Raw genomic sequence first — 22,429 nt, forward strand, 5'->3', positions numbered from 1 at the left:
GGAGGATATCATGCCGAAAACAAGAATCATGGCGTTCACGTGGTCAACGCTGAAGAACCTCTTCTCCAAACCGGCCACGAAAAACTATCCGGCAGAGCCGATCAGGTACCCTGAGAGAAGCCGCGGGCACATCGAGATTGACATCGAGGACTGCATTTCCTGCTCCATGTGTGCAAGAAGCTGTCCGACAGGTGCCATTACAGTCGACCGCAAGGAGCTGACATGGGCCATCAACCGGTTCGATTGTCTGGCATGCGGATACTGTGTGATCAAGTGTCCGAAGAAGTGCCTGCATCTCGTTCCGGGCTATCAGACACCGGAGGGCGAGAAGAAGGAGGTCTCCTTCCAGCGCCCGGCTCCGGCACCGAAGCCGGCAGCCGCTGCACCTTCCGCAGCGCCGAAGGCAGCGGGAGCTGCAGCAGCGGCTGGAAAGGCAACGCTGAAGGGCGACATCGTGACGATGGCGAACGGCAGGACGATGGATCTGTCGAAATTCCCGGCGGAGAAGAAGGCGGAGATTCTGAAAAAGCTCGGGCTCGATGCCGCGCCGGCTCCGAAGGCAGAGGCTGAGGGGAAGGCAGTACTGGATGGCGATATTGTCAGGCTGCCAAACGGCAAGACGATGGATCTGTCAAAACTGCCGGAGGCGAACCGTGAGAAGGTTCTCCAGAAGCTTGGATTAAAATAAGAAGACCCGCAGGGTCGGACGGCGGAGGGTTTGTTCGATGTGTGTTGCAGCAGAAGGAACCGTCCTCTCTGTGAATGGCCGGGATGCCGTCGTGGATTTCCATGGCAATGAAGTCACGGCGAAGTGCGGTCTTGTGCAGGTGAAGCCCGGAGACCATGTGCTGGTTCACGCGGGGTGTATCCTGCAGGTGCTTTCGCAGAAGGAACAGGAGGAAATGACCGACCTGTCGGCGCTTTTCGCCGAGGTTGGTGCATACTGAAGTGGATGAGAGCCCGCGGGGAAAACCTGCGGGCTTCCGTGTCTGGCAAAGTTTCAGAACATGAGTCTCATTGGCGAGAGCGCCGGAATGGCATGGCAGTCCGTATCCGGGAGGCTGGACAAGGCCTGCTTCAGCAGGCGCGGGCAAAAACGGCGGAAAAGAAAGATATGGAGCATGATGGAGAAGAAGAATGCAGAGCTGCTCAGGACCATTACAGAGTATCTCAAAAATTATGACGGACCGGAGCTTCGGATCATGGAGGTCTGCGGAAGCCATACGGGAGCGATCGCAAAGTACGGGATTCCGCAGCTGCTGTCGGACAGAATCCACCTGATTTCAGGTCCAGGCTGCCCGGTCTGCGTGGCACCGTCCGCCTATATTGACCGCATGATCGAGCTGTCCCTGCAGCCGGATGTGATCGTCACGACCTTCGGGGATCTGCTCCGGGTGCCGGGAAGCCGGGAATCTCTCAGCGAGGCGAAGGGACGCGGCGCAAAGGCAAGAATGGTCTATTCTCCATTCGACACCATCACCCTGGCAAAGAAGGATCCGGCGCATACTTATGTCTTCGCGGCGCTTGGTTTTGAAACGACGGCGCCTGTCTATGCGCTGATGGCCAGACAGGTGCTCGAAGACGGACTTTCGAATGTAAAGCTTCTGACAGCGGTCAAGACAATGCCGGCGGTCATCAGAGCCCTGATGGACAGCGGGGCACCGGTCAACGCATTCCTGGCGCCGGGCCATGTGTCTGTCGTGACCGGCAGCCGGATCTGGGAACCGCTGGCCGAGCGGTACAAAATTCCATTTGCCGTCGCAGGGTTCCAGGGCATCGAGATTCTCGAGGCGCTTTATGGAATTGCGCGGTGGGCAGGCGAACGGTCGGGAGGGAAAGTCATGAACTTTTATCCGTCCGTTGTCAGCAGAGCCGGCAATGAGGAGGCGCAGGCCCAGATCCGGGAGGTGTTTGAACCGGTATCAGCCGTGTGGCGCGGAATCGGAGAAATTGAGGGATCCGGACTGGCGCTCCGGGGACCCTATACGGCACTGGATGCAGGGAGCCGCGGCCTGAACAGAGACGTCCGGAAAAACAAGGCATGCAGGTGCGGGGAGGTTCTGTGCGGGAAGATTCCGCCGACAGCCTGCCCGCTGCACGGCAAGGTCTGCACGCCGCTGACTCCGCAGGGTGCCTGCATGGTGTCTCCTGAGGGCAGCTGCCGCACGTGGTTTGAAGGCGGCCGGAAACGGTAAACAGGATTCGGAAACAGGCCGGAAAGAAGCTTCCCGCATCAGATGGCGGCAGATGCAGGCGGCACAAAGGCGGGTTCAACAGGTAGAAAGCAGGGATCAGATGAGCGGCAGAGTAGCAATGGTACACGGCAGCGGCGGAAAAGCAACGGGAGAGCTGATTGACCAGATCTTCGCCTCGGAGTTTCAGGATCAGACACTGGATGAAATGGAGGACAGCGCGCTTGTCGCGGGCTGCGGGAGACTCGCGCTCACGACCGACAGCTTTGTCGTGACGCCGGTGAAATTCCGGGGAGGAGACATCGGGCGTCTGGCGGTCTGCGGAACAGTGAATGATCTTCTGATGCGGGGGGCGGTTCCGAAATATCTGACATGCGGCTGGATTCTGGAGGAGGGGACGGAGATCGACCTGGTCCGGGAAATGGCGCACTCGATGGCGGAAACAGCACGGGAGGCCGGAATCCGGATTGTGGCCGGCGACACGAAGGTGATTGACGGAAGCATTGCGGAGAAGAGCGCAGGGGATGCAGCGGGAAAATACGCGGGCGGGATCCTGATCAATACAGCCGGTGTCGGGTTTGTACCGGAGGGGGTCAGTATTTCTGCGCGGAATGCGCGAAGTGGCGATGCGATCCTGGTTTCAGGAACCATGGGCGATCACCACGCAGCCATCCTGTCGGAGCGGATGAGCATCCGGACAGATATTGAGAGCGACAATGCGCCGCTGACAGAGATTGTCTCAGCGCTCGTGCAGTCAGACCTTCATATCCATACGCTCCGCGATATTACCCGCGGCGGACTGGCGACCGTTTTAAAGGAGCTGGCAGAGACCTCCGGACGGACATTTGAAATTGAGCAGGAGAAGATCCCGGTGACGGCAAAGGTGCAGGACTTCTGCAGTCTGCTTGGCCTGGATCCTTTGTACATGGGCAATGAGGGGAAGCTTGTCTGCATCCTTCCGGCCGAAGAAGCGGAGGAAGCACTTCGGCTGATCCGCAGCTGCCGCTATGGCGCAGGGGCCGTGAAGGTTGGGGAAGTCACCGGCGATGAGCCGGGCATCCTGGTCATGAAGACAGAGATCGGCGGAAAACGCCTGCTGGATGTCCTGCAGGGAGAGGGGCTGCCGCGGATCTGCTGAGAAAGCAAGGCAGCGATCGGAGAGAATCGTACATGCATGAGATGAGTACAATTGTAAGGATGGTGAACCTGGCCTGCGAGACGGCCCGGAGGGAGGGCGGCGGAAGGCTCAGATCGCTTTCCATCCGCGTCGGGGCGATGACGGGAATTCTGCCCTGTTATCTGGAAAAGTATTTCCCGGAGGCATCGAAGGGGACCCCGGCGGAAGGCGCCGTACTGAAGATTACCGAGGTGCCTGTCACCGTCTCCTGCATGGATTGCGGAACCGTTTATGAACCGGAGAAGACACCCGGACGCCGATGCCCGAGGTGCGGGAGCATCCGCGGGCATGTGCAGACAGGCCGGGAGCTGGTGCTGGATCAGATTGAACTGGAGGAGGCGCCGCAGGAGGCCGGAGGAGACTTGTGAACAGACAGGCCGGAAGGTGATTCCTGCGCGATGGCAGATTGAATCAACAGAAAGGTGGTATGAAGATGGCTGAGACAAATGTTGTACTGGACGCAATCAGATCCCGCAGGAGCTGCAGGGCGTACAAGAGCGAGATGGTACCGAAGGAGCTGATCGAGACGGTTGCCGAAGCGGGAACCTGGGCAGCCACGGGGATGGGCAGACAGTCCCCGGTGATCGTGGCAGTGACCGACAAGGCGGTCCGGGATGAGCTGTCAGAAATGAATGCTAAGATCATGGGAACAACATCCGACCCGTTTTACGGCGCGCCGGTGATTCTGATCGTGCTGGCGCTAAAGAAGCGTCCGACCCATGTCTACGATGGCAGCCTTGTTCTCGGCAACATGATGCTTGCGGCGGAATCGCTCGGGCTCGGGAGCTGCTGGATCCACAGGGCAAAAGAGGAGTTTGAGAGCGAGGAAGGAAAGAAGATCCTGGAGAAGGCCGGCGTGAACGGCGATGAATATGAAGGCATCGGTCATCTGGCACTTGGATATCCTTCGTATGAAGAAAAGCCGAAGGCTGCACCGCGCAAGCCAGGCTACGTAAAGTGGGTGGATTGACCGCAGCAGGTCAGGAAAAGGGAAGGTCGCGGGTGAAGTACCGCTCCATGAGCTGCTTTACCTGCTTGTCGGCCTCCTTTACAAAGGCATCGTAGGTATCGAGGAGCCACTGCCCCTCCTCTGTGAGCCGGCTGCCGCCGCCGCCCTCGCCGCCGGCAGCCGGGCGGGTCAGCTTTGCGCCGCAGATCTGCTCGGCACGCCGCACGTGCGTCCAGGCCTTGCTGTAGGACATCTCCATCGCAGCGGCAGCCTGGCGGAGGGAGCCGAGCCGCTCTACGCCGTGCAAAAGCTCGGCAAGCCCCGGCCCCATGATGAAAGTCCGCACCTCGCCCGTCTTCTTGTCCCGCAGGGAAAGCTTGTAGGATGTCTTGCAGGACAGGATCGAAGAGGAAAGTTCTGTTTCTACCATATCAGATGAATCCTTTCCGGGAAGCGGAGGCAGGATTCATGTCTCATCCGGCAGGCCTTCTGTTTCCTGCCCGTTCTCATCAGATACAGGAGCGAATCCTACTTCCTCGAACACCTTCTGTGCTTCCGGCGTCTGCAGCCAGGCCAGGAAGGCCTTTGCCTCGTCCGGATGTGTACTGCCCTTCAGAACGGCAGCCGGGTAGATTACCTGACCACACATATCTGCGTCGGCGGTATCGACAACGGTCAGACCGGCGCTGAAGGCGTCTGTCTGATATATGATACCACAGTCGACCGAGGCTTCGGAGAGCTGAACGGTAACTTCCTTGACATTTGAGCCGTACGTGATGCAGCCCTCTGACGCAAGCTGGTCCTCCTGAAGCCCGTAGTATGCGAGAATCTTCTGCGTGTACTGGCCGACGGGCACATCGCTGTTTCCCATCGCAAGCAGGACAGAGCCCTTCTTCAGGTCATCCGCCAGGTCGTCAAAACTCTGGATTTTCTTCGGATTCCCGTCCGGAACGGCAAGGGCAACCTTGTTCTCCAGCAGATCGACGCGTGTGCCGGCCAGAAGCTCGTCGTTCCCGTCCGGATTCGTGTCAGGCGCGGCATCCCTGTCCAGCTCATTCATCTGTTTCTGGGCGGCGGACAGAAAGATATCACAGCCCGAGCCTTCCAGAATCTGGGTCTTCAGTGTTCCGGACGAATCAAAATTGAAGGAAATGGAAATGCCCGGATTTTCCTTCTGATAGTCGGCGGCCAGCTTTGTAAGCGTCTCGGTCAAAGATGCCGCCGCAAACACGGTCAGCTCCGTCTCCCGGGTACTGTGTCCGCTCTCCGGAGATCCTTCTGTCTCCCCTGCCGCTGCCGGCAGCACACAGCCGGAAGCAAGTGCCGCGCAGAGCAGAATGGATCCGGCCGTCCTTCTCCAACGTTTCCGCATCGTGAAACCTCCTCTCTGAACGTGTGTACAATGCGTTATTCTTTGAAAAATATAACGATGGCTTTATTATAGAGAATGCGTCCGCGTTTTGCAAGACGGATCTCTGCGGATCCGGGGCTTGCCGGGACCGCTTCTGCAGGGCTACAATGGCTGGAGCGTCAGAAGAAGAGGAGGATGCAGACAGAATGCAGGGCGATGACAATCCGATCTACAGGGATGTGCCGATTCCGGCCAGAAACCGCGAAAGTCTTCACCTGCGGCATCCTGAAGAAGACAGCAGGGGACAGACCCGGCCTGTGCGTGAACATACAGTGCAGAGCAGGGAACAGAGGCGCATGATCCTGGAGGGCAGAACGCCGGATCTGCAGCGTGTTTTCCCGGGAAACGGAAAACAGGAGCGGTCGTATCTGGAGACAGTGAACTTCTGGCGCGGGCGGATGCGTGAAATACTGAGTCCGGACAGAAAGGAACCGGCAGAAGAAGGGTTCCGGATCCTGAAAAGTATGGGGGATGCGGACGCTGGCTGGAACGGGGAGCCGGTTTTCGACCCGGACAGCATCCGGACAGTTCTGCAATACTATGTCATCACGGCGGATCTTCCAAGGTCGTATGTAGCGGAGGTTTTTGAGAAGGAAATCGCGGAGGATGAGCGGATTCTTGCGCTGATGCTGTACCAGGAAGCGGAAACAGACCAGCTCTATCAGTCCATATCCGAGTTTGGCAGGTACAGGGGAAACAGGTCAGCGTTCTTCCGGGCACACGAGGAGGATATGAAGGCGGTGCTTGTGCGCGTCTACCGTGCCTGGGCGGATGCGTACCAGTCAGAGCATGGCCGTGCGCTCGCGGACGAGCTGGCTGGAAAGAGTGATACGAGACCCTGGCTGCTGAGCCGGGTCCGATCCGGGGAATGTGCGGCGGCGGACCGGAAAAAGGACCGCATCTTTCTTGTGGATCCGCTTCTGGTCTACTGGTGCCGGCGGGGAAACTGGACCATCACGCAGTATTTCCCGAGGCTGTTCGGGAGCAGACTTCTTCAGAAAACGCTGGGGGAGGTCTGCAGGGAGACGGAGCGGCAGATGAGAGCGGCAGCCAGGTATCGGAACTTGAAGCCGGGTACGCTGGACGAGAAGCTGAGTCAGCTGGTGGAGCAGACGGTTCAGGCGTATCTCAGAGAACGAGCCGGGGAGCAGGAGACGGCTGCCAGACAGGAGATCCGGCTCGATCTCGGGAAGCTCAGCGGGATCCGCTCAGATGCGGATTATACGAGAGATCAGCTTCTTGATGGCATCGAGGATGAAACAGATGCGCCTGATGCCGCGCTGACATCCGCTCTCCCATCAGAGCTGCCCGTCTCTGCACCACAGCTGCACCGCGTGCCAGAGCAGACGGCACAGTCATACGGAACCACTTCGGAAAAGCCCGGGCTGCGCCGCGTGCCTCCTCAGACGGCCTTCGGGCTGTCTGAGGAGGAAACTGACATTCTGCGCATGCTCCTTGCAGGGGAGAATCCTGTTTCCTACATCAGAGCGCACCATCTGTATCCGGCTGTCGTTGCGGATTCCATCAATGAAAAGCTGTTTGAAGAAATCGGAGACTCGGTTGTGGAGGAGGAGGACGGGAGCCTTTCGCTGATCGAGGACTACCTCACAGATCTGCAGGCTCTTCTGCCGCAATAAAAAGCATTGACAGAAGGAGCCGGCAGACGTATGATACGTATCACCGTTAATATTTAACACTGATAATATTTAACGGAGATAATAGTTGTTAAAACATGTAAAGGAGGACCGTTTTGAATCAGCTGGAAGAAGAACTGCTGCGGACGCTGCATCAGTTCCCGAAGCTGCGCTCAGAGTTCAGCATCCCCGGAATCAGCAGAGGAAAACTGATGCTGATGAGTGCCGCGTGGGAGATCAGCCAGGGGGACGCTTCGCGCGGAATCCGGGTGAGCGAGCTGGTTGCCAGGCTGGAGATCCCGGCATCGGGCGTCTCACGGCTTTTAAAGGGACTCGAGGAGGACGGCATCCTGAAGCGCAGTCTTGACCCGAAGGATCGGAGAACCACCCTTGTGACATTTACGGAGGAAGGGGTGGATACGATGCGGAAGTGTATCGTCATGGTCGGGGACATGCTGGACAGCATCATCGCCGGGATGGGGGAGGAGAAGGTGCAGGCGCTCTGCAGCCTGCTGGATGAGCTGTACAGCCTGTCTGCCAGCGTGCTCCGTGCACAGGAGAAGAAAGGCTTTCTGAAGAGGGAAACAGAATGAGATACATATTTGAAAATCTGAAGCAGTACTGGCGTTCTGTACTGCTTCTCGCTGTGCTTTTGGTTGTCCAGGGCTTCTGCGAGATGTCCATGCCGCAGTACACGCAGAACATCATCGATGTGGGCATCCAGAACAAAGGGCTTGAGCACATCACACCGTCCAGCATCACGGCCGGGGAGTTTGAGGCGGCACAGATCTTTATGGACGATGCGCAGAAGCGGGAGTGGACGGATGCCTATGAGAAAGACGGGAGCCACTATTCCCTTCAGAGCCTCAGCGGAGAGAAGCTGAAGGAGCTGGATGAAGACCTCCTGATGCCGCTGGTGATGGCTTACCAGCTCGGGCATATGCCGGAGGAATCGTTCCGCACGATGATGAAGACCCAGGCAGAGAATGCGCTTCAGTCACAGAAGCTGAAGGGAGCGCTTCTGGATGCCGCAAAAAAGCAGGCAGACCGGCTGAATTCAATGTCAGCGAAGGAAATCGCCGAGGCATATGGTCTGGACATCACCACTTTCGAGGCGGAGGATGAAAAAGGAAATATATCCACATATGTCGATGTAAGACCGGCAATTCAGAAGATGATTGACAGCGGTCAGATGAGCGAAGACAGCCTCAGCCAGATGAAGAAGCAGATCACGGACACCATCAGCCAGACAGGTTCCCAGACCATGCGTGCGATGGCGATCCGGTATGCCGCGGAGGCGGACAAGGCCGCCGGGATCGATGTCGACAAGATACAGAAGCAGTATCTGTGGCTCAGCGGCGGAAGGATGATTCTGATGGCACTTCTGATGGGGGCTGCCGCCGTGGCTGTATCATTTGTCGCATCCAGGGTCGGCGCCGGTGTCGGGAGAGACCTTCGCCTGAAGGTTTTCGGGAATGTCATCGGGTACTCGAACGCAGAGATGGATCACTTCCAGACCTCCTCCCTGATTACCAGGGCGACCAATGATGTCCAGCAGGTTCAGATGGTTACGACGATGATGCTCCGGATGGTGCTCTATGCGCCGGTGCTGGCGGTGTGGGGAATCGTGAAGGTCTACCAGTCCCACGCTAACATGAGCTGGGTGATTCTGCTGGGGATCGCGGTGATCGTGGGCATCATCCTCACGCTTGTGGTGCTGGCGATGCCGAAGTTCAAGAGCATGCAGAAGCTTGTGGACAAGCTGAACCTGGTTTCCAGGGAGATCCTGACCGGACTGATGGTGGTTCGGGCATTCGGAAGGGAGAAGACAGAGGAAAAGCGCTTTGACGACGCCAACACCGATCTGATGCGCACACAGCTCTTCACGAACCGCGTCATGACCTTCATGATGCCGTCAATGATGTTCGTCATGAGCGGACTCGGCGTTCTGATCACCTGGGTGGCTGCGCACCGCGTCGATGCCGGGACTCTCCAGGTCGGCGCCATGACCTCCTTCATCACCTATGCGATGATCATCATCTCCTCATTCATGATTCTGACTGCGATGTCGATCATCCTGCCGCGCGCAGGCGTCGCGGCGGAGCGGATCCATGAAGTGACATCCACAAAATCCTCAATTGAGAACCCGGAGCATGAGGAGATTCCGCAGGAGAAGAAAGGGGTTGTGAGGTTCGATCATGTGAACTTCCGCTATCCCGGCGCGGAAATGGATGCCCTTCACGATATTACATTCACGGCAAGACCGGGCGAGACGACAGCCATCATCGGAAGCACAGGTTCCGGCAAGAGTACGCTGGTGAATCTGATTCCGCGCTTCTACGATGTCACAGAGGGATCGATCACGGTGGACGGAGTTGACATCCGAAAACGGGATCTCCATGATCTGCGGGCGGAGATCGGGTTTGTGCCGCAGAAGGGGACCTTGTTCTCCGGGACGGTTGCCTCCAATATCCGGTTCGGAAGACCAGACGCGCCGGATGAGGCGGTCAAGCGTGCGGCTCAGATCGCACAGGCGGACGATTTCATCATGGAGAAGGAGGACCAGTACAACAGCTTCATTTCCCAGGGCGGCGGCAATGTGTCAGGCGGCCAGAAACAGCGGCTTTCGATTGCGAGGGCGATTGCGAAGAATCCGCTGGTACTGGTTTTCGACGACAGCTTTTCGGCGCTTGACATGAAGACAGACGCGAGGCTGCGGGCGAAGCTTTCCGAGGAAGAGAAGACCGTGACAAAGATCATTGTTGCGCAGAGGGTCAGCACCATTCTGAGCGCGGACCAGATTCTGGTACTCGATGAGGGAAGGCTGGTCGGCTGCGGGACGCATACGCAGCTGCTTGATTCATGCGAGGTTTACAGGCAGATCGCTGCGTCTCAGCTTTCGCAGAAGGAACTGGAGGAAACGCGCCATGCAGAATAAATATAGAAAGAACAGGCCCTCCGGATTCGGAAGAGGCTCTGAGGAAGAGGCAGCAAAGCGCGCAAAGGAGCAGCAGCTGGAGGAATTCCGGAAGAGGCAGCGCGCTTCTGCGCCCAAGCACGGACCAGGTCGGAACCAGGTGGTTGAAAAGCCAAAGGACTTCAGGGGCTCGTTCGGAAAGCTCCTGCGTTATATGGGGCGGTACAAGGCGGCTGTCTTCGCAGTCATGATCTTTGCCGCTGTCTCGACGGTGTTCAATGTGTTCGGCCCGAAGATCATGGGCCATGCGACAACGGAGCTGGCGCAGGGGCTGATGCGGAAGGTGCAGGGGACCGGCGGAATCGATTTCGGAAAGATCGGACGGATTCTGCTCTGGACACTCGGCCTGTATCTGGCATCGGCTGTCTTCAGTCTGGTCCAGGGCTGGATCATGACGTCGGTCAGCCAGAAGGTCGCCTACCGGATGCGCCGGGAGATTGTGGAGAAGATCGACCGGATGCCGATGAAGTATTTTGAGAGCCGGCCGTACGGCGATGTCCTCTCGCGGATCACGAACGATGTCGATACGCTCGGGACCGGCCTGAACCAGAGCATCACGATGATCATCACCTCCATCGCGACCCTTGTGGGGGTCGTTGTGATGATGCTCACCATATCCCCGGTGATGACCCTGATTGCGGTGGTCGTGATTCCGGTATCCGGTGTGCTGGTTGCCTTCATCGTGAAGAAATCGCAGAAGTATTTCATGCGGCAGCAGGAATCACTCGGGATGATCAACGGGCAGATTGAGGAGGATTTCTCCGGCCAGCTGGTCATCAAGGCCTTCAACCGGGAGAATGTCGTCCTGAGTGAATTCGGGAAGACAAACAATGATCTCTATGACTCAGCGTGGAAGTCGCAGTTCATATCCGGTGTCATGATGCCGGTCATGAATTTCATCAGCTATCTTGGGTATGCAGGAGTCGCGATCTCGGGTGGACTTCTTGCCATCCGCGGCGTGATCGGTGTCGGAGATATCCAGGCGTTCATCCAGTATGTCGGGAACATCAAACAGCCGCTGGCACAGATGGCGCAGGTGATGAACCAGGTGCAGTCGATGACGGCTGCAGCGGAGCGTGTGTTCGAGTTTCTGGATGAGGAGGAGGAAACCGGGCTTCCTGACAGCCAGGATGCCGAAGAAACACAGGAGCACAAATCGGCTGAGCATACGAAACAGACCAACGTGCAGGACACAGCGGCCGGTGGAAGGAACCATGCCGGTGCGGCGGGACAGACGATCAAAAGGGATAAGAGCGTAGAGCAGACGGTCCTGCCGGGGAAGGTCTCAGGAAAAGTGGATTTCGACCATGTCCGTTTCGGATACAATCCGGATCAGGTCATCATCAATGACTTTACAGCCCATGTAGAGCCTGGGCAGAAGATCGCCATTGTCGGGCCGACGGGTGCCGGCAAGACGACCATTGTCAAGCTTTTGATGCGTTTCTACGATGTCAGCAGCGGTTCCATCAGCCTGGACGGCAGGGATATCAGAAGCTTTGACCGGCATGAGCTGAGGGATCATTTTGCCATGGTCCTGCAGGATACATGGCTGTTCGCCGGAACAATACGGGAAAACATCCGCTATGGCAGACTGAATGCGACAGATGAGGAAGTCGAAGCGGCTGCGAAGGCGGCCTACGTCGATCACTTTATCCGCACCCTCCCGGGCGGGTATGATATGGTGCTGAACGAGGATGCGACAAATGTGTCCCAGGGACAGAAGCAGCTTCTCACCATTGCGCGGGCTATGCTTGCAGACCGCAGTGTGCTGATTCTGGACGAGGCGACCTCTTCCGTCGATACCCGGACAGAGCAGCTGATTCAGAGCGCCATGGACCGTCTGATGAAGGGCAGGACAAGCTTTGTGATCGCGCACAGACTGTCAACCATCCGCAATGCGGACCTGATCCTTGTCCTGAATCACGGCGATATCGTCGAGCAGGGGACACATGAGGAGCTTCTCGAAAGACAGGGATTCTATGCGGACCTGTACAACTCCCAGTTTGCTCAGGGCGCGGAGGCGTAACAGACGTGGAGGCGTGAAACTGCCGGCAGATCAGCAGATTCTCTGAGCGTGCATGGCCGAAACTGACAGCCGGAAGAGGATGGCAGGGCACAGGCAGGTTCCGGATACGGAACTTCTGCTTGACAGCCCTGCCGTTTTCGTGTTACCATCACGTCCATGATGCTTTAGCGTGGTAAAGCAATAAAGTGATTGCGGGGCCGATCGTATGACACCATACATGCCTGCATGCAGGCGGTACCGGGAGTGATTGGCACGGAATCCAATACATGATGCAGGACATCAGGAGGAGTGGCGATGATGAAGAAAAGGATTCTGGCAGGTGTACTGAGTGCGGCGATGGCTGTTTCGATGTCTTTCACGATGGCCTATGCGGGGGAGACGGAAGCAGTCTCCGGGACAGAGGCTGCTGCGAATGCGGACGGGCTGGCGACAGAGGGCAAGTTTGTTGTCGGCTTTGATGCCGAGTATCCGCCGTACGGATATATGGACGATAATGGCGATTATACGGGCTTTGACCTGGAACTGGCCCAGGCAGTCTGTGATCTGGAGGGCTGGGAGCTGGTCAAGACACCGATTGACTGGGACTCCAAGGACATGGAGCTCAATTCCGGCAACATCGACTGCATCTGGAACGGCTTCACGATGAACGGGCGGGAAGACTCCTATACGTTCTCTGTACCGTATGTCAATAACAGCCAGGTCATCGTGACAGCAGATGATTCCGGCATCAATTCGCTGGCCGATCTGGCGGGCAAGACGGTCGGTGTTCAGGCGGATTCTGCGGCCCTGGCACTGCTCAGCAAGGATGGGGATCAGGCAGACCTGGCGGAGACCTTCGGAGATCTCCAGCAGTTCGCGGATTACAATACAGCCTTCACGGAACTGATGGCCGGTTCTCTCGATGCGGTCGCCATTGACATCGGGGTCGCGCAGTACCAGATCAACGGACGGGACGGATACAAGATCCTGGATGAGTATCTGAATGCAGAACAGTATGCGGTCGGATTCAAGAAGGGGAACACTGCATTGTGCGATACGGTCAACAAGGATCTCAAGACGCTGCTGGATAATGGAACCTTCGACAAGATTGCGAAGAAATATGAAGGCCAGGGCGTCGATCCTACGATGCTTTGCCTCCGGGAGAGCTTTGGTGAAGCTTCAACCGAGGCTGAGACCGAGGCACAGACTGAAGCCTGAAAGTTGACAGGGCAAGCAGAAAGATGGACAGTATCTGACGCAGAAAAACGGCTGCGGCCGCTTTTCTGCGTCAGTTCTTGTGTTCAGCAGGAGGATATATGAGTTTTCAGGTCATGATGATGCAGCTCGGGCAGGGTATGCTGAAGTCAATGGGAATCTTTTTCCTGACGCTTCTGTTTTCGCTGCCGCTGGGGCTTCTTGTAGCACTGTGCCGCATGAGCAAAAGCGGCATTCTCCGGACAATCATGCGTGTGTACATCTCGATTATGCGCGGAACCCCTCTGATGCTGCAGCTGCTCGCCGTTTATTTCGGGCCTTATTATCTGTTCGGGGCCAAGCTGGGGAAAAACTGGAGATTCTCGGCAATCATTATCGCATTCGCGGTGAACTACGCCGCATACTTTGCGGAAATCTACCGCTCAGGAATCGGTTCCATGCCAGCCGGTCAGTACGAGGCGGCCAGACTGCTCGGCTACTCAAAGTCCGGAACCTTCCTGCGGATCATCTTTCCTCAGGTGATCAAGCGGATCCTTCCGGCCATTACGAACGAAGTGATCACCCTGATCAAGGACACATCTCTCTCCTTCTCACTGGCCTATGCAGAGATGTTCACCATCGCGAAGCAGATCGCCGCGAAGGAAACTTCCTTTATGCCGTTCCTCGCGGCAGCGCTGTTCTACTATGTGTTCAATGCCATTGTCGCCTTCGCGATGGAACGCATTGAGAAAGCGATGAATTACTATTCGGTATAAGGCAGAAAGGAGAAGAGCATGGCACTTCTGGAAATGAAAAATATCCGGAAATCCTTCGGAGATCTCGAGGTGATCCGGGACATCTCCCTTCGTGTGGATGAGGGAGAGGTTCTCTCCATCATCGGGCCCTCCGGATCCGGCAAATCGACAATGCTCCGCTGCGCGGCCATGCTGGAGACCATCGACTCCGGTGAGATCTGGTACATGGGCGAGCGGGTGGCCTGGGCGGACGGACATGGCGGACTGCACTATCCGAAGAAGGCGGAGCTGAAGAAGGTACGTTCCTGTTTCGGACTTGTGTTTCAGAATTTCAATCTGTTCCCGCATTTCTCTGTCATCAAGAATATTACAGATGCGCCGATTCACAATCAGAAGCGCGACAGAGACGAAGTCTATGCAGAGGCGAAGGAGCTCCTCGCGAAAATGGGGCTTTCGGACAAGGCTGATGCTTATCCGTGTCAGCTCTCCGGCGGTCAGTGCCAGCGTGTCGCCATCGCACGCGCACTGGCGCTGAACCCGAAGATCCTCTACTTTGACGAGCCGACCTCCGCACTTGACCCGGAGCTGACCGGGGAGGTGCTGAAGGTCATCAAGTCTCTGGTGGATCTGCACATCGCGATGGTGATTGTCACGCATGAGATGAACTTTGCGCGCGAAATTTCAGACCACGTCATGTTCATGGACAAGGGCATCGTGGAGGTGGAGGGCAGCGCCGAGTCTGTTTTCAATACAGACAACGCGAGAATGCAGGCCTTCCTTGGAAAACTCAGGCACTGATGCAGCAGTTCTATGAAAATCAGACAGGGCACAGCGCCTGCGGTAGAAAAGACCGCAGGCGCTTTTTTTATGAAGACGACCGCTCATCATCGAATGCGGAGTCCGAGATGAAGGCGGCCGTGACAGTCTGCCCCTTGCAACCTTCTTGAGGATGTACTATAATGCCGTTTGATTGAGCACAATTAGTCTGTATGAACGAGCGCCGTGCCCGAAGCAGGGCAGAGGTATCATGGCGCAGGTTGAAGAAAAGAGGAAAAGCATGGCAAAGATTGACATCATTTCAGGATTTCTCGGCGCAGGAAAGACCACGCTGATCAAGAAACTGATCAAGGAAGTGTTTGCGGGACAGAAGGTTGTCCTGATCGAAAACGAATTTGGCGAGATTGGCATCGATGGCGGGTTTCTGAAGGACGCAGGCATCGAGATTACGGAGATGAATTCGGGCTGTATCTGCTGCTCGCTGGTCGGCGATTTCGGAAGAGCCCTGAAGAAGGTTGTGGAGGAGTACCATCCGGATCATATTCTGATCGAACCGTCTGGTGTGGGCAAGCTTTCGGACGTCCGCCGGGCCATCGAGAAGGAAGCGGAGGAGTGCAGTCTCGAGATCGGCTCTCTGGTCACCGTTGCGGATGTAAAGAAGGTCCGTATGTATATGAAGAACTTCGGCGAGTTCTACAACAACCAGATTGAGAGCGCCGGGACGATCATTCTTTCCAGAACTCAGCTTGTCGACCAGAAGAAGCTTGATGAGGCGATCGCGATGATCCGCGAGAAGAACCCGGACGCCACCATCATCACCACACCTTGGGATCAGCTCTCCGGGAAGACCATTCATGACGCGATGGAGAAGTCTGTCTCGCTTGCGGACCAGCTGATGGCAGAGTACAAAGCGGCTCATCCGGATGAAGAAGACGAGGACGACGACGACCACGACGAAGCGTGCTGCGGCCATGATCATGAGCATCATCATGATCACCATGATCACGACGACCACGATCATGATCATGATGAAGCGTGCTGCGGTCATGAGCACCACCACGACCATGACCATGACGGGGAATGCTGCGGCCATGAGCATCATCATCACCATCACCACGGCCATGATGCGGATGAGGTCTTCACGAGCTGGGGAAGAGAGACAGCGAAGAAGTATACGGATGACCAGATCCGCAGCATTCTGAAGACTTTGTCGGAGTCCGATGAGAACAGCTATGGCATCATTCTCCGCGCAAAGGGTATGGTTCCGAGAGCGGATGGCACCTGGATCAACTTCGACATGGTTCCGGAGGAGAGCGAGGTCCGCGACGGCGCTGCGGACTACACAGGCCGTCTGTGCGTCATCGGGTCGAAGCTGAATGAAGAGAAAATTGCGGAGCTGTTTGGCGTCTGAGGACGTCCTGTGAAGAAGCAGCAGAACACGAATCGAACATTGGAGTAAATGATATGCTGGAAGTACCCGTATATGTGATCACCGGTTTCCTGGAAAGCGGGAAAACGACATTTATCCGAGAAGTGCTTGCCAGTCCGGATTTTGCGGACGGCGAGCGGACCCTGCTTCTTCTCTGCGAGGAAGGCGAGGAGGAGTATGATGAGGAGGATCTGCGCAGACATAATATCTATATAGAGCGCGTTGAGAACGAGGCAGACCTGACGGCTGACTATATGGAGAGTCTCCAGAAGAAACATAAGCCTGAGCGCGTCTTCATCGAGTTCAACGGGACCTGGGACTCGATGAAGTTCTGTTCTTCGGACTGGGCGAAGCGCTGGGAAATGGCGCAGGTGATCACGCTTGTAGACGGGTCAACGTTTGAGGTGTATCTCCAGAACATGCGCCAGATGATGAGCAACATCTTCATGTACACAGAACTCGTCATCTTCAACCGCTGCTCGCCGGATCAGGATCTTCAGAAATTCCGCAGAACCGTGAAAGCAGTCAACACACAGGCAGTCTGTTCCTTCGAGGATGCCGAGGGAGAGGTGATCGACATCGGGAAGGCGCAGCCTCCGTTCGACCTGTCGCAGGACCCGATTGTCATTCCGGACGAGGAGTTCGGGCTCTGGTATCTGGATGCGCTCGACAACCGCGAGCGCTATGACGGAAAGACGGTGGAGTTCAGGGGCAAGGTGATGATTCCGAGAAAGTTCCCGGAGAACGCGTTCATCCCGGGCAGAAACTGCATGACCTGCTGTGCCAATGACATCCGGTTCATGGGGTTCATCTGCCATTCAAAATATACGGACCGTCTGAAACAGAAGCAGTGGCTGGATGTGACAGCTCAGGTCCGCTACGAGTTTGTCCCGGAATACGAGGGGACAGGCCCTGTTCTGTATGCCCGTCATCTCAAGTCTGCGGAGCCGCCGGCTGAGGATACCGTTCTGTTCAACTGATTCCGAAGGGCGGCTGTTGGCACCGCAATCATAAAATAGTAAAATTCTGCCAAGCAGGCAGGTGATATGGAGAAGATCCGACTCACCTGCCTGCTTTTTTGATTGTCTGCATGATGATGAAGATCAGCAATGTGGCAGGATTATCCTATTATGCCAGAAAAGATACTGGCAGTATTGTACGAAAAAATATGAAAAATATGATAAATTTATATGAATAGTACAAACACCTTGACCATTAAAAATAGGAATGGTATATTAAATACAACAAATTACAGGACGCCGGAAACTTATATTTCGGCAAATACACAGGAGGCACAACGTTATGAGAAAAAAGGCACTTTCAGCAGTCGCCCTTGCCGCTGTCGGCGCAATGGCAGTCAGCTCTCTCGCAATGGCAGGAGATGTGGCGAACAAGGATAAGCCGCTGGTATGGTTTAACCGCCAGCCGTCCAACAGCTCCACCGGTGAGCTCGACAAGGATGCGCTGAATTTCAACGCCAGCACGTACTATGTCGGATTCGATGCGAACCAGGGTGCCGAGCTGCAGGGGCAGATGGTCGAAAAGTATATCGAAGACCACATTGATACCATCGACCAGAACGGTGACGGTACAATCGGTTATGTCCTCGCAATCGGCGACATCGGACACAACGATTCCATCGCCCGTACCAGAGGTGTCCGCAAGGCGCTCGGAACAGCTGTCGAGAAGGACGGCGCAGTCGATTCCAATCCGGTCGGAACCAACACCGACGGATCCGCGACAGATGTCCAGGATGGAAAGATCACTGTCAACGGCAAGGATTATGTCGTACGTGAGCTGGCTTCCCAGGAGATGAAGAACTCCGCTGGTGCTACATGGGATGCGGCAACCGCCGGCAATGCAATCTCCACCTGGTCTGCTTCCTTCGGCGATCAGATCGACGTTGTTGTATCGAACAACGATGGCATGGGCATGGCGATGTTCAACGGCTGGGCACAGGCCAACAACCGCCCGACCTTCGGCTATGACGCAAACAGCGACGCGGTCGCGGCAATCGCGGACGGTTACGGCGGAACCATTTCCCAGCACGCGGATGTCCAGGCTTACCTGACACTTCGTGTTCTCCGCAACCTGCTGGATGGAGTGGATGTCAACACCGGTATCACCACAGCCGACGAGAAGGGCAATGTCCTGACCGATCAGGACTGCAAGTATGTCGATGACGAGCGTTCCTACTACGCTCTGAACCTGGCTGTCACGGCTGACAACTACAAGGATTTCCTGGATTCCACGAAGATCAACGACGCAGTCTCCACACAGCTTGACGAGTCCACCTCTCCGAAGAAGAAGGTATGGCTTGACATCTACAACTCTGCTGATAACTTCCTTGGATCCACCTATGTCCCGCTGCTTCAGCAGTACGACAAGCTCCTGAACCTCGATGTCGAGTACATCCAGGGCGATGGACAGACAGAGTCTAACATCACGAACCGCCTGGCAGATCCGAGCGCTTATGACGCATTCGCAATCAACATGGTCAAGACGGACAACGCAGCTTCCTATACGGCTCTGCTTCAGTAAGAATAGGAGAACCTGACCAGATAACTGAACAGTCAGGCAGAAAACGGTCAGGAGTGAACGAAGAGGGAATTCCTAACGGGATTCCCTCTTTCATGTTATGCAGCAGGAACTGACAAGCACGGGAGGAGTAAAGAAGTGGCAGAAAAGAAAGAGGATATCATTCTGTCGATCCGTGATATGTCCAAGTCTTTCGGGCGAAACAGAGTTCTCGACCACATCAGCATGGATGTGAAAAGAGGCATCGTCATGGGGCTGATGGGAGAGAACGGAGCCGGGAAGTCTACCATGATGAAGTGTCTGTTCGGCATCTACCATATGGACGAGGGCGCCATCTATCTGGACGGAAAGCCGGTGAGCTTTTCCGGACCGAAGGATGCTCTGGAGAACGGGGTGGCGATGGTCCACCAGGAACTGAACCAGTGCCTGGAGCGTTCCGTGGTCGACAATCTGTTTCTCGGGAGGTACCCGGTGAACAACGGCGTGATCGATGAGGCGCGCATGAAGAAGGAAGCTGCGGATCTGTTCCGCAGACTTGGAATGACTGTGAATCTGACACAGCCGATGAGAAGGATGTCTGTCTCCCAGAGGCAGATGTGCGAGATTGCGAAGGCAATCTCCTATAATTCGAAAATAATTGTTCTGGACGAACCGACTTCCTCGCTGACAGAGCCGGAGGTCAGGAGGCTGTTTGCGATCATGAGGCAGCTTACCGCCCAGGGCATTTCCATCATTTATATCTCTCACAAGATGGATGAGATCTTCGAGATCTGCGATGAAGTCTCGGTTCTGAGGGACGGAAATCTGGTGATGTCAAAACCGGTCGGAGAGACATCGTTCAATGAGCTGATCGCGGCGATGGTCGGCCGCTCGCTCGAAAAACGGTTCCCGCCGGTGGACAATGAACCGGGCGACGTGATTCTCTCGGTACAGCATCTCTCCACAAAGTTTACGCCGTATCTCCAGGATATCTCCTTTGATGTCAGAGAGGGTGAGATCTTCGGACTGTACGGACTGGTTGGCGCCGGCCGGACAGAGCTTCTTGAGACCATCTTCGGTGTCCGGACAAGAGCTTCCGGAAGAGTTTACTATAATGGGCAGCTGATGAACTTTGACAGTGCAAAGGAAGCGATGGAACATGGGTTTGCGCTGATCACGGAAGAGCGGAAGATGAACGGGATGTTCGCGAAGGGAGACCTGATCTTCAATACAACCATCACAAACCTTTCGAAGTACATGTCGGGGGCTGCGCTCTCGAATCCGAAGATGCGCCGGGCGACGGAGAACGAGATCCGCATCATGCACACCAAGTGCATGGGGCCGGACGATTCCATATCCGGTCTGTCCGGAGGAAACCAGCAGAAGGTCATCTTTGGAAAGTGGCTGGAAAGAGATCCGGTTGTCTTCATGATGGACGATCCGACGAGAGGCATCGATGTCGGTGCAAAGTACGAGATTTACCAGCTGATCATCGAGATGGCAAAGAGAGGCAAGACCATCCTCGTGGTCTCCTCCGAGATGCCTGAGATCCTCGGGATTACGAACAGAATCGGGGTTATGAGCAATGGACGGCTTGCCGGCATTGTGAATACAAAGGAGACGGACCAGGAAGAGCTTCTGAGGCTCAGTGCAAAGTATCTGTAATTGAGGAGAAAGAATATGGCTGAGAATACGAAAATTCTGTCCGCGGAGGATGCGGAGAAGCTGCTGCGGCCGATTGACGAGCATATCGGGGAGATTCAGAAGAAGATTGATGCCCTTCGCGTTGACGGTGCGGATAAGGTAGCGGAGCTGACCGACGAACTGAGAATGGCGAAGGAAAGCAAAACGCTGACGGCAGAGCAGAAGGAGAAGATCCGCAAAAAAGATGAGGCGCTGCTGTCAGAGGCAAAGAAGACGGAAGCGGCGAACAAGGCGCAGGTTGAAAAGCTGATCGCGGAGGGAGAAGCGTACCTGAAGGCACACTATAATACGGAGTATCTTGACAAAATCAAGGCATCCGGTGCAGGAGAGCGGGAGGCTGCCGCAGCAACCTATTCCAGGAAAGTGGAAGCCCTGAAGGCGGAGCATGAGAAGAGCCTCGCGGCGCTGAAGGGGAAACTGGATTCGGCTTCCGGCGAAGAGAAGACAACGCTCCAGAAAGAGATCAAGGACGAGACCTACGTCTTCAAGAACCGGATGTTCGACGCGAAGATGGTCTACAGGAAGGACCTGCAGGCGGTCAAGGATCGCGAGCATGAAGCCTTCACACACGAATACCATCTGATTGACCTGCTCAGAAAGTCGAAGTTTACCTTCGCACAGCAGAGGGCACAGAGCAGGGAACTTTCCCGCTACACCTTCTCCTGGAAGCAGTTCTTCCTTAGAAACGGGCTGTATATTGTCATTGTCGCGGTCTTCATCGCGCTGGGCTTCATCACACCGGCAGTCAAGCATACGCAGCTGTTCACGGCAACCAACATCCTGAACATCCTGCAGCAGGCATCGCCGCGTATGTTCCTTGCGCTTGGCGTTGCAGGACTGATCCTCCTGACAGGAACCGACCTTTCAATCGGCCGTATGATGGGTATGGGCATGGTGACCTGCACGATTATCATGCACAAGGGACCGAATACAGGGACGGTGTTTGGAAAAGCCTTTGATCTGTCCGGCATGCCGCTGGCCGGCCGCGCGATCTTTGCGCTTGTCCTGACAATTCTGTTCTGCGTCATCTTTACCTCGATCGCCGGCTTTTTCACCGCTCGGTTTAAGATGCATCCGTTCATCAGTACCATGGCAAACATGCTGATCATCTTCGGCCTCGTTACCTATGCAACGAAGGGTGTATCTTTCGGTGCCATTGAGAATGCGATCCCGAACGCTGTGATTCCGAAGATCAAGGGCTTCCCGACCATCATTCTCTGGGCAGTGGCAGCCATCGTCATCGTCTGGTTCATCTGGAACAAGACAAAGTTCGGCAAGTACCTGTATGCAGTCGGCGGAAACCCGGAGGCAGCGGCCGTATCAGGCATCTCTGTCTTCGCGGTCACACTCGGCGCGTTCATGCTGGCCGGCGTTCTGTACGGCTTCGGTGCATGGCTGGAGTGCAACAGAATGATTGGTTCCGGCTCGGCGGCTTACGGGCAGGGCTGGGATATGGATGCCATCGCGGCCTGCGTCGTCGGCGGTGTCTCATTTACCGGTGGAATCGGTAAGATTTCCGGCGTTGTCGTCGGCGTGCTGATCTTCACGGCGCTGACCTACTCGCTGACCATTCTCGGCATTGACACGAACCTCCAGTTCGTATTTGAGGGAATTATCATTCTGGCGGCTGTCACGCTGGACTGCCTGAAGTATGTGCAGAAGAAGTAATTGAAGAGTTGATGGAAGAACTGGCTGTGTTCTGAGAGAT

Annotated in this window: 20 protein-coding genes; 18 read left to right on the top strand and 2 right to left on the bottom strand. The window is 55.9% G+C overall.

Annotation, left to right across the window (positions count from 1 at the left end; all coding sequences use genetic code 11):
* The first annotated feature begins 10 nt into the window (after positions 1-10).
* From ACTQ1N_RS02880 to ACTQ1N_RS02905, 6 genes are all read left to right on the top strand, one after another.
* Positions 11-688, top strand: coding sequence for a 4Fe-4S dicluster domain-containing protein (locus ACTQ1N_RS02880; protein WP_441954427.1), 678 nt, complete (start codon positions 11-13; stop codon positions 686-688).
* Between the two features lie 37 nt (positions 689-725).
* Positions 726-947: a HypC/HybG/HupF family hydrogenase formation chaperone gene (locus ACTQ1N_RS02885; RefSeq protein WP_441954429.1), complete on the top strand. Its 222-nt coding sequence runs from the start codon at positions 726-728 to the stop codon at positions 945-947.
* 174 nt (positions 948-1,121) lie between these two features.
* Positions 1,122-2,195, top strand: coding sequence for a hydrogenase formation protein HypD (gene hypD / locus ACTQ1N_RS02890; protein WP_441954431.1), 1,074 nt, complete (start codon positions 1,122-1,124; stop codon positions 2,193-2,195).
* Positions 2,196-2,295: 100 nt separating this feature from the next.
* The gene (gene hypE, locus ACTQ1N_RS02895) at positions 2,296-3,330 is read left to right on the top strand and encodes a hydrogenase expression/formation protein HypE (protein ID WP_441954433.1); all 1,035 of its coding nucleotides are present in this window, start codon (positions 2,296-2,298) and stop codon (positions 3,328-3,330) included.
* A gap of 32 nt (positions 3,331-3,362) precedes the next feature.
* Positions 3,363-3,737, top strand: coding sequence for a hydrogenase maturation nickel metallochaperone HypA/HybF (locus ACTQ1N_RS02900; protein WP_441954435.1), 375 nt, complete (start codon positions 3,363-3,365; stop codon positions 3,735-3,737).
* 59 nt (positions 3,738-3,796) lie between these two features.
* The gene (locus ACTQ1N_RS02905) at positions 3,797-4,339 is read left to right on the top strand and encodes a nitroreductase (RefSeq protein WP_441954437.1); all 543 of its coding nucleotides are present in this window, start codon (positions 3,797-3,799) and stop codon (positions 4,337-4,339) included.
* A gap of 10 nt (positions 4,340-4,349) precedes the next feature.
* Here the strand turns inward: ACTQ1N_RS02905 and ACTQ1N_RS02910 are convergent, their stop codons facing one another.
* Positions 4,350-4,748, bottom strand: coding sequence for a winged helix-turn-helix domain-containing protein (locus ACTQ1N_RS02910; RefSeq protein ID WP_441954439.1), 399 nt, complete (start codon positions 4,746-4,748; stop codon positions 4,350-4,352).
* 36 nt (positions 4,749-4,784) lie between these two features.
* On the bottom strand, positions 4,785-5,690 hold the full coding sequence (modA, locus tag ACTQ1N_RS02915) for a molybdate ABC transporter substrate-binding protein (RefSeq protein ID WP_441954441.1): 906 nt from the start codon (positions 5,688-5,690) through the stop codon (positions 4,785-4,787).
* A gap of 146 nt (positions 5,691-5,836) precedes the next feature.
* Between modA and ACTQ1N_RS02920 the strand changes: the two genes are divergently transcribed.
* The 12 genes from ACTQ1N_RS02920 to ACTQ1N_RS02975 all read left to right on the top strand — a co-directional run bounded on the left by ACTQ1N_RS02920 (position 5,837) and on the right by ACTQ1N_RS02975 (position 22,389).
* The gene (locus ACTQ1N_RS02920) at positions 5,837-7,366 is read left to right on the top strand and encodes a tellurite resistance TerB C-terminal domain-containing protein (protein ID WP_441954443.1); all 1,530 of its coding nucleotides are present in this window, start codon (positions 5,837-5,839) and stop codon (positions 7,364-7,366) included.
* A gap of 113 nt (positions 7,367-7,479) precedes the next feature.
* Entirely contained in the window at positions 7,480-7,956 is a 477-nt protein-coding gene (locus ACTQ1N_RS02925; protein WP_441954445.1) for a MarR family winged helix-turn-helix transcriptional regulator, read from the top strand.
* Positions 7,953-10,301: an ABC transporter ATP-binding protein gene (locus ACTQ1N_RS02930; protein ID WP_441954447.1), complete on the top strand. Its 2,349-nt coding sequence runs from the start codon at positions 7,953-7,955 to the stop codon at positions 10,299-10,301. Before ACTQ1N_RS02925 ends, ACTQ1N_RS02930 begins: the two co-directional genes overlap by 4 nt.
* Positions 10,291-12,366 (top strand): ABC transporter ATP-binding protein, encoded by a 2,076-nt coding sequence (locus tag ACTQ1N_RS02935; protein WP_441954449.1) that lies wholly within the window; start codon positions 10,291-10,293, stop codon positions 12,364-12,366. Before ACTQ1N_RS02930 ends, ACTQ1N_RS02935 begins: the two co-directional genes overlap by 11 nt.
* Positions 12,367-12,663: 297 nt before the next feature.
* Positions 12,664-13,563 (top strand): amino acid ABC transporter substrate-binding protein, encoded by a 900-nt coding sequence (locus tag ACTQ1N_RS02940; protein ID WP_441954496.1) that lies wholly within the window; start codon positions 12,664-12,666, stop codon positions 13,561-13,563.
* A 98-nt stretch (positions 13,564-13,661) separates the two neighbouring features.
* Complete coding sequence (locus ACTQ1N_RS02945) at positions 13,662-14,315, top strand: amino acid ABC transporter permease (protein WP_441954451.1); 654 nt, start codon at positions 13,662-13,664, stop codon at positions 14,313-14,315.
* Between the two features lie 18 nt (positions 14,316-14,333).
* On the top strand, positions 14,334-15,092 hold the full coding sequence (locus ACTQ1N_RS02950) for an amino acid ABC transporter ATP-binding protein (protein ID WP_441954453.1): 759 nt from the start codon (positions 14,334-14,336) through the stop codon (positions 15,090-15,092).
* Positions 15,093-15,351: 259 nt separating this feature from the next.
* Positions 15,352-16,482, top strand: a complete 1,131-nt coding sequence (locus ACTQ1N_RS02955) for a CobW family GTP-binding protein (protein WP_441954455.1) — start codon at positions 15,352-15,354, stop codon at positions 16,480-16,482.
* Between the two features lie 53 nt (positions 16,483-16,535).
* The gene (locus ACTQ1N_RS02960; RefSeq protein WP_441954457.1) at positions 16,536-17,480 is read left to right on the top strand and encodes a TIGR03943 family putative permease subunit; all 945 of its coding nucleotides are present in this window, start codon (positions 16,536-16,538) and stop codon (positions 17,478-17,480) included.
* 322 nt (positions 17,481-17,802) lie between these two features.
* Complete coding sequence (locus ACTQ1N_RS02965; protein WP_441954459.1) at positions 17,803-19,041, top strand: substrate-binding domain-containing protein; 1,239 nt, start codon at positions 17,803-17,805, stop codon at positions 19,039-19,041.
* A 135-nt stretch (positions 19,042-19,176) separates the two neighbouring features.
* Positions 19,177-20,682: a sugar ABC transporter ATP-binding protein gene (locus ACTQ1N_RS02970; RefSeq protein ID WP_441954461.1), complete on the top strand. Its 1,506-nt coding sequence runs from the start codon at positions 19,177-19,179 to the stop codon at positions 20,680-20,682.
* Between the two features lie 15 nt (positions 20,683-20,697).
* Complete coding sequence (locus ACTQ1N_RS02975) at positions 20,698-22,389, top strand: ABC transporter permease subunit (RefSeq protein WP_441954463.1); 1,692 nt, start codon at positions 20,698-20,700, stop codon at positions 22,387-22,389.
* Positions 22,390-22,429: the final 40 nt, after the last annotated feature.

Source organism: Porcincola sp. LCP21S3_C12, from assembly GCF_052118625.1.
Classification (GTDB): domain Bacteria; phylum Bacillota; class Clostridia; order Lachnospirales; family Lachnospiraceae; genus Porcincola.

Excerpts from the sequence above, each read along its gene's own strand:
- ACTQ1N_RS02880 (WP_441954427.1), top strand. The coding sequence starts at position 11 with ATGCCGAAAACAAGAATCATGGCGTTCACGTGGTCAACGCTGAAGAAC.
- ACTQ1N_RS02885 (WP_441954429.1), top strand. The coding sequence starts at position 726 with ATGTGTGTTGCAGCAGAAGGAACCGTCCTCTCTGTGAATGGCCGGGAT.
- hypD (WP_441954431.1), top strand. The coding sequence starts at position 1,122 with ATGATGGAGAAGAAGAATGCAGAGCTGCTCAGGACCATTACAGAGTAT.
- hypE (WP_441954433.1), top strand. The coding sequence starts at position 2,296 with ATGAGCGGCAGAGTAGCAATGGTACACGGCAGCGGCGGAAAAGCAACG.
- ACTQ1N_RS02900 (WP_441954435.1), top strand. The coding sequence starts at position 3,363 with ATGCATGAGATGAGTACAATTGTAAGGATGGTGAACCTGGCCTGCGAG.
- ACTQ1N_RS02905 (WP_441954437.1), top strand. The coding sequence starts at position 3,797 with ATGAAGATGGCTGAGACAAATGTTGTACTGGACGCAATCAGATCCCGC.
- ACTQ1N_RS02910 (WP_441954439.1), bottom strand. The coding sequence starts at position 4,748 with ATGGTAGAAACAGAACTTTCCTCTTCGATCCTGTCCTGCAAGACATCC.
- modA (WP_441954441.1), bottom strand. The coding sequence starts at position 5,690 with ATGCGGAAACGTTGGAGAAGGACGGCCGGATCCATTCTGCTCTGCGCG.
- ACTQ1N_RS02920 (WP_441954443.1), top strand. The coding sequence starts at position 5,837 with ATGGCTGGAGCGTCAGAAGAAGAGGAGGATGCAGACAGAATGCAGGGC.
- ACTQ1N_RS02930 (WP_441954447.1), top strand. The coding sequence starts at position 7,953 with ATGAGATACATATTTGAAAATCTGAAGCAGTACTGGCGTTCTGTACTG.
- ACTQ1N_RS02935 (WP_441954449.1), top strand. The coding sequence starts at position 10,291 with ATGCAGAATAAATATAGAAAGAACAGGCCCTCCGGATTCGGAAGAGGC.
- ACTQ1N_RS02940 (WP_441954496.1), top strand. The coding sequence starts at position 12,664 with ATGAAGAAAAGGATTCTGGCAGGTGTACTGAGTGCGGCGATGGCTGTT.
- ACTQ1N_RS02945 (WP_441954451.1), top strand. The coding sequence starts at position 13,662 with ATGAGTTTTCAGGTCATGATGATGCAGCTCGGGCAGGGTATGCTGAAG.
- ACTQ1N_RS02950 (WP_441954453.1), top strand. The coding sequence starts at position 14,334 with ATGGCACTTCTGGAAATGAAAAATATCCGGAAATCCTTCGGAGATCTC.
- ACTQ1N_RS02955 (WP_441954455.1), top strand. The coding sequence starts at position 15,352 with ATGGCAAAGATTGACATCATTTCAGGATTTCTCGGCGCAGGAAAGACC.
- ACTQ1N_RS02960 (WP_441954457.1), top strand. The coding sequence starts at position 16,536 with ATGCTGGAAGTACCCGTATATGTGATCACCGGTTTCCTGGAAAGCGGG.
- ACTQ1N_RS02965 (WP_441954459.1), top strand. The coding sequence starts at position 17,803 with ATGAGAAAAAAGGCACTTTCAGCAGTCGCCCTTGCCGCTGTCGGCGCA.
- ACTQ1N_RS02975 (WP_441954463.1), top strand. The coding sequence starts at position 20,698 with ATGGCTGAGAATACGAAAATTCTGTCCGCGGAGGATGCGGAGAAGCTG.